This window comes from Paenibacillus sp. O199 (assembly GCF_001636635.1).
In the GTDB taxonomy this organism is placed as follows: domain Bacteria; phylum Bacillota; class Bacilli; order Paenibacillales; family Paenibacillaceae; genus Paenibacillus; species Paenibacillus marchantiae.
On the sequence record NZ_LGRP01000038.1, the window covers coordinates 35643 to 43588 of the forward strand.

A 7946-nucleotide genomic window follows, 5' to 3' on the forward strand; every position below is an offset into this window, starting at 1 on the left:
GCACGACTGAATGGTCCTTTAATATAGTTGCGATGCTTTCAAATGAGTGCTTCCCTCTGCAATATTGACCACGAACTCTACTGCAAATTGACGTTCCATTTGGAGATGGTAACCATTCAACATCAAAAACGATTTGGTCACGAGATAAGCTGTCCTTTTGTTCCCATTTTGAAAGCAGTGATTTTTAACTAAAGACTCTAATAAAGCACTAGTTTTTTCAAATATAGAAGGATAGGCATCTTCTCCAAACAAAGTTTGTTGGGGGCTATTTACAGCAGAGTCCAACAAAGAATAGTTCTTCACTCCAGCTTGTGCTGTGTTATTCATCCTCTTCAAAAACATCAAAAAAAGCTTCCAGTACTTCAGGTCTCACATTTTCAGGTATTTTCACAGTATGATCCAACTTAAGAACAAAAGCTTAAAATGATCAAACAATTCCTCACGAACTCGATTACAATATCAATAAAGAACCGAACAAGCACCTGACAGGACAGGGAGTGAATGATATGGAAATTGAAAACGAAGATACAGCCGCACAGGAGTCCATATTGGACGTACATATTACGGAAGCAGGATATGAGGCGGGTCAATCCACGATCAGGAACATCCGATTACACGTGGCGCCGGGGGAACTGGTGGGTATTATCGGACCGAATGGGGCTGGCAAAAGCACGACCATCAAAACATTGCTTGGCTTACTTGAGCATGCAAAGTATGAAGTAACCATTGGGGGAGATGGACGTTATGCCTATATCCCGGAACAACCTGTGTTTTACGAATATATGACCCTGTGGGAACATCTCGATCTGGCAGCGGCTGCCTATGAGATGGAGGAAGAGGTCTTTGTTGCCAGGGCGGAGGAGATGTTGGTTCGTTTCGGCATGGACCACGTTCGCAATGATCTTCCGGCCAGTTTCTCCAAGGGGATGCGGCAGAAAATGATGCTGATGATCGGCTTCCTGTCCTCGCCGGATGTATATATTGTGGACGAGCCTTTCATCGGGCTGGACCCACGCGCAACCAAGGATTTTCTGAAATTGCTGGACGATGAGCGCCGCCGTGGTGCGGGTGTCCTTATGTCAACGCATGTACTGGATACCGCTGAGCGAATCTGTGATCGTTTTATTCTTATTCATTCCGGGCGCTCTGCTGCCGAAGGAACATTGGACGAAATCCGTGCAGCCGCAGATTTGCCGGATGCCTCGTTGTTTGATTGTTTTGACACACTGACATCCTAACCGGGAAGGGGGGAGGAAGATGGAGACCTCTCGAGCATACACGCCACTTGGTTTATATAGACGCAGACGCAAGGAGCACTTCAATGAACAGTTAAAAAACCTGAAACTGGTAGTAGATTGGACGGTATGGGTATACCTGCTTATTCCGGGTCTGCTGTATTTCAGCGGATGGTACGTGAGTTTATGGTCCAAACCACTGCCCTCATGGGCGACCGGATTAACGCTGCCTACACTGACAGGACTGATCGACGTCATTATGCTTACAGGTGGAATTCTTATATTTGTAGAGGAAGCGGATGTGTTATTCCTGAAGTCGCGGTCGCTGTGGATGCGTACATTGATGAAACAAGGGATCTACCGGGCTTGCTTGCAGCATTTGGGTAAAATGATTGCAATTACGGCGTTGACTTCACCACTATGGTCCCGTGTGTATGACATGTCATTTATCCATATCGCACTAATAGCGATTTGGTTTGGCGCAGTAGCTTCATTCCAGGTCATTGTACTTCATATGACGAAAGTACGTTATACCGGATGGAGACGCTGGATTCGCATGATCCCTTTAGCAGTTGCCATGGGCATTATCACGATTGGAGTAACATCCTGGATGCATGGACACATCTGGATACTGCTTGCAGGTATTGTGGCCGCAATCCTTCTTCTGATTTTGGTTGGCCGATTGAGGCTGGAGATGAAGGGAACCTTTGAGGGCGATGTGCGTGAAGATTTACGAGAAAGGCTAAAGTTCACAGCCCTTTTACTGAGTCGATCTGTAACCAAACCGAAAGCACCACGCACCCGGACGATCATATTCCGCAAGCAGCGCAAGTTGCTGCGTCATCGAACGATCTCTAATCGGACAGCTGAGACGGCATTCAAAGCATTTTTTCGTAACTCCTCGACCATGAAATTGTACTTGCAGCTTGGCGGCCTTTCGATTGCTGCCGTTGCTTTACCACCTTTCCCGGTCAATGTAATCGTGTGTGGCTTGTTGGTCATCATGTTGAGCGTACTTTTCTATCGTTCCTGGGAGGTCTTTGCAACCTCGGAGTACGTTCAGCTTGTATCCTATGATTCCGAGGCGTTAAATCGTGCAGGTGTGACCATGGTACGGATGTTGTTTGTTCCGCTAGGGATTCTAATGGGATTTTCACTGGGAGCAGCCTGGCTAGGCTGGCTGGAAGGTATCTTTACGGCTGCGGCTGTCGTAGCATTCGGGCTGTTCGTCCTATCTATAACAGGCTGGATTCGTTACATCCGATCCGCTTAGTTGATATTCTTCCTTGTTCAGTAGCATATCAGATGAAGTAACTGACCATGCTATAGGAGACGGGTCTTACGATTTTGAAAGTAAGGGATCGGCTCTCGCAAGGAGGAAAAAATCATGTTGGATGATAGTGAACTTCAGGTACATTTTGCAGACAATGCAGCGTTGCTCGCGGCGCAGGCAACTTTGGAGGAACTTGGGTATAAGCCATACCAGTCAGGGCCGCTTGAATTGTACATTCCTACAGATCGACAGGATACGCTATCTGCTGTGGAAATCGTACAGTCACACGGAGGAAGTGCGGTGTTTCTCTCCGAAACAGATGGATTGGATCAGTTTCAGAATATATCCATTCCGGCTCATCTCGTGAATGAAGATTGGAATGAAGGTTATGCGAGCGGAACCCAGGGGGGCAATCCCGAACAGGAGATGTCTAACCGGGATGAAGATCCGACATTCGATGATTCAGTGGATGGTTTCTCGGGCAGTGTGAAGGCGTAAATACAACAGGGGCAACGATGCTGCTTGCCTTGTTGGTGACAGTGATTCTGGATTGCATACATCTCAAAAAAACCTCGATACCCCCCCGATAGCGGGATGTCGAGGTTTTTTCATGCTCTTAATAAACTTACGTGATGTGGCCCCTAACTCTGTCCATCAACATCATATGTTCAAGTCATTAGTGAGCGTTTTTATACTCTGCAGCATGCATGCCAGCCGTGTACCCCGTAGAGAAGGCAGCGGTAATATTATAGCCTCCCGTGTAGCCGTGAATATCCAAAACTTCACCGCAAAAGAATAGTCCCGGCAGCAGCTTGGATTCCATTGTTTTGGGGTATATTTCCTTTAAGTGGATTCCCCCGCCAGTCACAAAGGCTTCTTTGAGAGAACGAGTTCCGTCTACGCGGAAGGTAAAATCCTTCATTAACCCCACTAATGCACTTAACATGCCTTTGGGGAAATGGTGAAATGTGAGGTCTTCGCTGATTTCTGCACGCTTCATCATCAATGGAATCATGCGCTCAGGAACCCATGTTTTGAGTATGTTTTTGACGGCCTTTCGGGATTCCTGCTCCAGCACCTGCTGAACCTGTGCTTCCAGAGCACCGGGGGACAGATCGGGGAACAGATCAATACTCATCGTGACCTGAGGGTTCCCAGATTTCATTTGCACCTTGCGAATGAACTGGCTGCAACGAAGCGCGATCGGTCCTGATACGCCGAAATGGGTGAAGATCATATCTCCGCGATGGGAGATAACCGATTTGCCTTTGGCATCTAGAACAGATAACCCGACATCCCGCAAGGACAAGCCTTGCAGTTCTTTGGATTGAATCCAGCTCTCGCCAGACACAATCGGCACTTCCGTCGGATACAGCTCTGTAATCGTATGTCCAGCCGCTTCAGCCCAAGGGTAGCCATCCCCGGTTGATCCGGTTTGAGGGACTGATTTACCCCCGGTAGCGATAATAACTGAGCGTGCAAGTACCGTTGTACCAGAAGCCAGCTTTACGCCCTGCACGTGTTGACCATTCTGAATTAATTCCTTAACCGGCTGTTTGGTGCGAATCTCTACCCCAAGGGAAACAATTTTACCTACCAACGCATCAACGACCGTTTTGGCTTTATCGGTTACCGGGAACATTCTCCCGTTATCCTCCTCTTTCAGGGCAATACCGAGATCTTCAAAAAAACGCATAATTCCCTGATTGTCCAGATTCTGAAATGAACTATATAAAAAGCGTCCATTGCCCGGAATATGCCGGATTAGTTCATCCGTCTCCTTGGCATTGGTCACATTGCAGCGACCGCCGCCAGAGATCCCGAGTTTACGGCCGAGCTGATCTCCTTTATCCAGCAGAAGCACTGAGGCTCCATGCTCAGCAGCGGCAACACAGGCCATGAGGCCCGCAGATCCACCGCCAATTACAATGACATCATACATGCATTATTACCCTCTTTTTTCATTGATTTTGTCTGTTTTCCGAAAACCCTGTCTACTCCTGCCTGTTTATGAAACAATACAAATGTATTAGCAGTTCTATTATGCAGTCTTAAGGGATATATTGTAATATACTGTCGCCTATGTTTTAATCAGAAATACATGAGGGAATGTGCAGGCAGAGGAGGGAGATGGCATTGTGGTTGCGTTGAAGGACATTCTTTTACAAATACTGCTTGCAGGAGCTGCGGTATTCCTGATTCCATTATTGCACTTGGGGCTCTCCAAGCAAGCGGTCGCCAAGGCAGGATATCATAGGATGGTACAGACCAGTTTTGCCGCGACCAGTGTGGTGAGCATGTTGCTATGTCTGCTTTTTGCCCACTATGGGAGTCCGGTGTCAGTTCCCATCTCCTTGGGCATTGTGCCCCTGACGCTAGTCATATTGTATTGCAGGCCTCGCATTGGTCTAACGCTGTCTCTTCTCCAGATACTCTTCTATTTTCTCTTTGCGCATCCCTATAATCTGTACGGATTTCTACTTCAAACGGGCATCCTTCTCTATCCTATTGTATGGTTGTCAGCCAAACGATTCAAGCATTATACACGTTCACGCAAAATGGCAACAGTTATCGCCTTAATAACGGCAGAGCTGGTTGTGTCCAGTGTACTGTATATTCCATTGATGGAAAGCCAGCCAACATTCTCAATAGTACAGTGGGTATTGCTAGCCCTGGGATATACCATCGGTGCAGTTATTGCTGGAAGTCTTAGTATGCTCTGGATTGAACAGATGCAACATCACCGGGGGCTTGAGCAACATTTGTCTGAAGTTCATCATAGATACATAGCCGAAACGGAAAAGCTTAACCAAATTCTGAATGCCGTCCCATTATCCATCGCAACCGTAGATAAGGAAGGGACCGTGCAGTTCGTCAATGATACGATGGAGCAAACGGCGCGGGATCAACTGCCTTGCACAACCACACCAGATTTGATTGGGCAACCAGCGAGTCAGTTTGTCGAACAAGCCCAGGCAGACAAGATGGAGAGCAGTATTCGTAAAGCCATTGTTCATGGAGAAGTGAGTGGGCTAACAGTGCGTTACGGTTCAAACGTGTTTCAATCCCGGACGGTTCCCATATACGCGTATTCAGCAGAACTGCCAAGAGAGGCTATCGGAGCCATGTTGATCATTCAGGATATTACTGAGCTTGAAATGCTGCGAAGCGAGCTCGATAATGTGGATCGCCTCAGTCTTGTCGGCCAAATGGCCGCAAGTATTACCCATGAAGTACGGAATCCGATGGCGGTTGTGCGTGGTTTTCTTCAATTAATGCAGGAAAAGAGTCCAGAGTCCCTGGATCACTATTACCGGATCGTTCTGGAAGAGCTTGATCGGGCGAATAGCATTATTAATGATTTTCTGTCATTGGCTCAGAATCGAATTGCCGAGAAAGAAGAATCCCAGCTGCATGATATCATCCATGAACTAAGTCCTTTGTTATGGGCGGATGCAAATTTGCGAGGTCAGAGTATTGAATTTATGCTGGCTCACAATGTGCCGAAGCTGCATCTGAATTCAAAGGAAATCAAACAAGTGGTACTTAATCTGGCTCGTAACGGGATGGAAGCCATGAATGAAAAAGGGGTACTTACACTTGAGACCCGGTTGGTGGATGACACCGTGGAGCTGTGTGTGCGAGATACAGGCCCAGGAATACCTAGAGTGAAGCAGGAGAAGCTGTTCGAACCTTTTTTTACGACCAAGGCCAAAGGAACCGGACTGGGATTATCCATGTGTCTGAGTATTGTTGAACGGCATAACGGAACCATTACCGTCGAATCGGAGGAAGGGCAGGGTACAACTTTCAAGGTTGCATTTCAACGCTGAACTTTAAGCATGTTTTGCCAAGGAATGAGACATAATATTGAAGGAGAAGCCTTTCCGCAGGCGGTGTTTGAACCTTGCTTTCATTGATTAGGGATGTATAATAGGAATAGCACAAAAGCATTTAATTTTTAAATAATAGAACTCACATGTTTAAGGAGTGAAACCGAATGTCTATGTCATTTGATCAATACATGAAAGATATGGTTCAACCGATGCGGGATGATCTGACTCGTTTGGGAATTCAGGAGTTGCGTACTCCAGAAGAAGTTGAAGCAAGTTTGCCGGATGCCAAAGGAACCGCTCTGGTTGTCATTAACTCGGTTTGCGGATGTGCCGCAGGTCAATGCCGTCCAGGTGTATCCCAAGCACTTCAACATGATATTACACCAGACCACCTGTACACAGTATTTGCTGGTCAGGACAAAGAAGCTACAGCAAAAGCACGTGAATACTTTGCACCGTATCCTCCATCTTCACCTTCCATCGCTCTGATGAAAGACGGAGAACTCGTTCACTTTATTGAGCGTCATCAAGTGGAAGATCGTTCTGCGGAGGAAATTGCGGCTGAACTCACAAGTGTGTTTGACCGTTACTGCCGTTAATTAGCTCAAGCAACGCCCCGCCTTTCGGATGACCGATGCCGGGGCGTTTCATTTTGAGCGAATAGGGTTATTGAACCATTCGAACCTTTCAAAATGGACATCAAATTTCATTAATTTAGAAACGGGGTGTGTGAACGATGAGTTTGCAACAACAGATCATCGCTGAATTGAAGGTTAAACCAAGCATTAATGAAGAAGAGGAAGTGCGCAAGCGCGTGGACTTTCTCAAAACCTATGTGAAAAATGCCAATTCCAAAGGGTTGCTTATTGCAATCAGTGGCGGGATTGACAGCGCTGTAGCTACGGCGCTTTGCAAAAAAGCAACGGACGAGCTTACAGCTGAAGAGAATAAGGAATACAAAACGCTGGGTGTATTCCAGCCTTACGGTGAGCAATCGGACATTGACCATAGCTATGCTGTAGCAAAAGCCTACGACCTGAAGCACGTTGTGGAAACCAACATCGAAGATGCAGTGAACGAAATCGCACTCGAAGTGGAACAAGGTTTCAAATCCATGGGTAGCCCGCGTCATATGACTCATCAAGGCAAAGGGAATGTGAAAGCAAGAACCCGTATGGTGATGCAATATGCTCTGTCCTTTGAGGAAAACCTGTTGGTTGTCGGAACAGACCATGCTTCTGAAGCCATCACGGGCTTTTACACCAAGTGGGGTGACGGCGCCGTGGATATTACACCACTGAGCAGCCTGAACAAACGTCAAGTGCGTCAGCTGGCTGCGTATTTAAACGTGCCACAGGCCATTTTGGACAAGGCTCCATCAGCGGGACTCTGGGAAGGCCAGACTGATGAAGATGAACTGGGCATTTCGTATGAAGCGAACAGTGACTATCTGGAAGGCAAACAGATTGATCCGGCTGCACAGGAGCGTCTTGAAGCATTCTACACACGTACCCATCACAAACGTAATGCCATTCCTGGCATCTAATATGGATTGTAAGCATGCCATGATCTGATATGGGCTATGCAAGCATCTGAACAGCA

At 47.0% G+C, this 7946-nt stretch carries 8 protein-coding genes; 6 read left to right on the top strand and 2 right to left on the bottom strand.

All coding sequences use genetic code 11. The features are described 5' to 3' along the window. Positions 1–18 precede the first annotated feature (18 nt). Positions 19–327 carry a type II toxin-antitoxin system death-on-curing family toxin gene (locus tag A6049_RS28475; RefSeq protein WP_240321571.1) on the bottom strand — a complete coding sequence of 103 codons (309 nt, stop codon included), beginning with the start codon at positions 325–327 and terminating at the stop codon, positions 19–21. A 179-nt stretch (positions 328–506) separates the two neighbouring features. Here A6049_RS28475 and A6049_RS28480 point away from each other — a divergent pair, with 179 nt between their 5' ends. The 3 genes from A6049_RS28480 (at position 507) to A6049_RS28490 (ending at position 3006) form a co-directional block, all read left to right on the top strand. After that, complete coding sequence (locus A6049_RS28480) at positions 507–1238, top strand: ABC transporter ATP-binding protein (protein WP_063567817.1); 732 nt, start codon at positions 507–509, stop codon at positions 1236–1238. Between the two features lie 19 nt (positions 1239–1257). Then, a complete protein-coding gene (locus A6049_RS28485; RefSeq protein WP_063567818.1) occupies positions 1258–2508 on the top strand; it encodes an ABC transporter permease in 1251 nt (416 codons plus the stop codon). Positions 2509–2622: 114 nt separating this feature from the next. After that, the gene (locus tag A6049_RS28490; RefSeq protein WP_063567819.1) at positions 2623–3006 is read left to right on the top strand and encodes a hypothetical protein; all 384 of its coding nucleotides are present in this window, start codon (positions 2623–2625) and stop codon (positions 3004–3006) included. A gap of 178 nt (positions 3007–3184) precedes the next feature. Here A6049_RS28490 and A6049_RS28495 read toward each other — a convergent pair whose 3' ends face one another. Beyond that, positions 3185–4450, bottom strand: coding sequence for a BaiN/RdsA family NAD(P)/FAD-dependent oxidoreductase (locus tag A6049_RS28495; protein WP_063567820.1), 1266 nt, complete (start codon positions 4448–4450; stop codon positions 3185–3187). Between the two features lie 169 nt (positions 4451–4619). On the opposite strand from A6049_RS28495, the gene A6049_RS28500 reads away from it, so the two are divergent. The 3 genes from A6049_RS28500 to nadE all read left to right on the top strand — a co-directional run bounded on the left by A6049_RS28500 (position 4620) and on the right by nadE (position 7890). Further along, entirely contained in the window at positions 4620–6341 is a 1722-nt protein-coding gene (locus tag A6049_RS28500) for a two-component system sensor histidine kinase NtrB (RefSeq protein ID WP_095206241.1), read from the top strand. Between the two features lie 167 nt (positions 6342–6508). Next, entirely contained in the window at positions 6509–6943 is a 435-nt protein-coding gene (locus tag A6049_RS28505) for a BrxA/BrxB family bacilliredoxin (protein ID WP_053779648.1), read from the top strand. A gap of 137 nt (positions 6944–7080) precedes the next feature. Next, the gene (nadE, locus tag A6049_RS28510) at positions 7081–7890 is read left to right on the top strand and encodes an ammonia-dependent NAD(+) synthetase (protein WP_063567821.1); all 810 of its coding nucleotides are present in this window, start codon (positions 7081–7083) and stop codon (positions 7888–7890) included. The last annotated feature ends 56 nt before the right edge of the window (positions 7891–7946 follow it).

Coding starts and splice junctions, on each gene's coding strand:
- nadE (WP_063567821.1), top strand. CDS start 7,081: ATGAGTTTGCAACAACAGATCATCGCTGAATTGAAGGTTAAACCAAGC.
- A6049_RS28495 (WP_063567820.1), bottom strand. CDS start 4,450: ATGTATGATGTCATTGTAATTGGCGGTGGATCTGCGGGCCTCATGGCC.
- A6049_RS28505 (WP_053779648.1), top strand. CDS start 6,509: ATGTCTATGTCATTTGATCAATACATGAAAGATATGGTTCAACCGATG.
- A6049_RS28490 (WP_063567819.1), top strand. CDS start 2,623: ATGTTGGATGATAGTGAACTTCAGGTACATTTTGCAGACAATGCAGCG.
- A6049_RS28480 (WP_063567817.1), top strand. CDS start 507: ATGGAAATTGAAAACGAAGATACAGCCGCACAGGAGTCCATATTGGAC.
- A6049_RS28485 (WP_063567818.1), top strand. CDS start 1,258: ATGGAGACCTCTCGAGCATACACGCCACTTGGTTTATATAGACGCAGA.
- A6049_RS28475 (WP_240321571.1), bottom strand. CDS start 327: ATGAATAACACAGCACAAGCTGGAGTGAAGAACTATTCTTTGTTGGAC.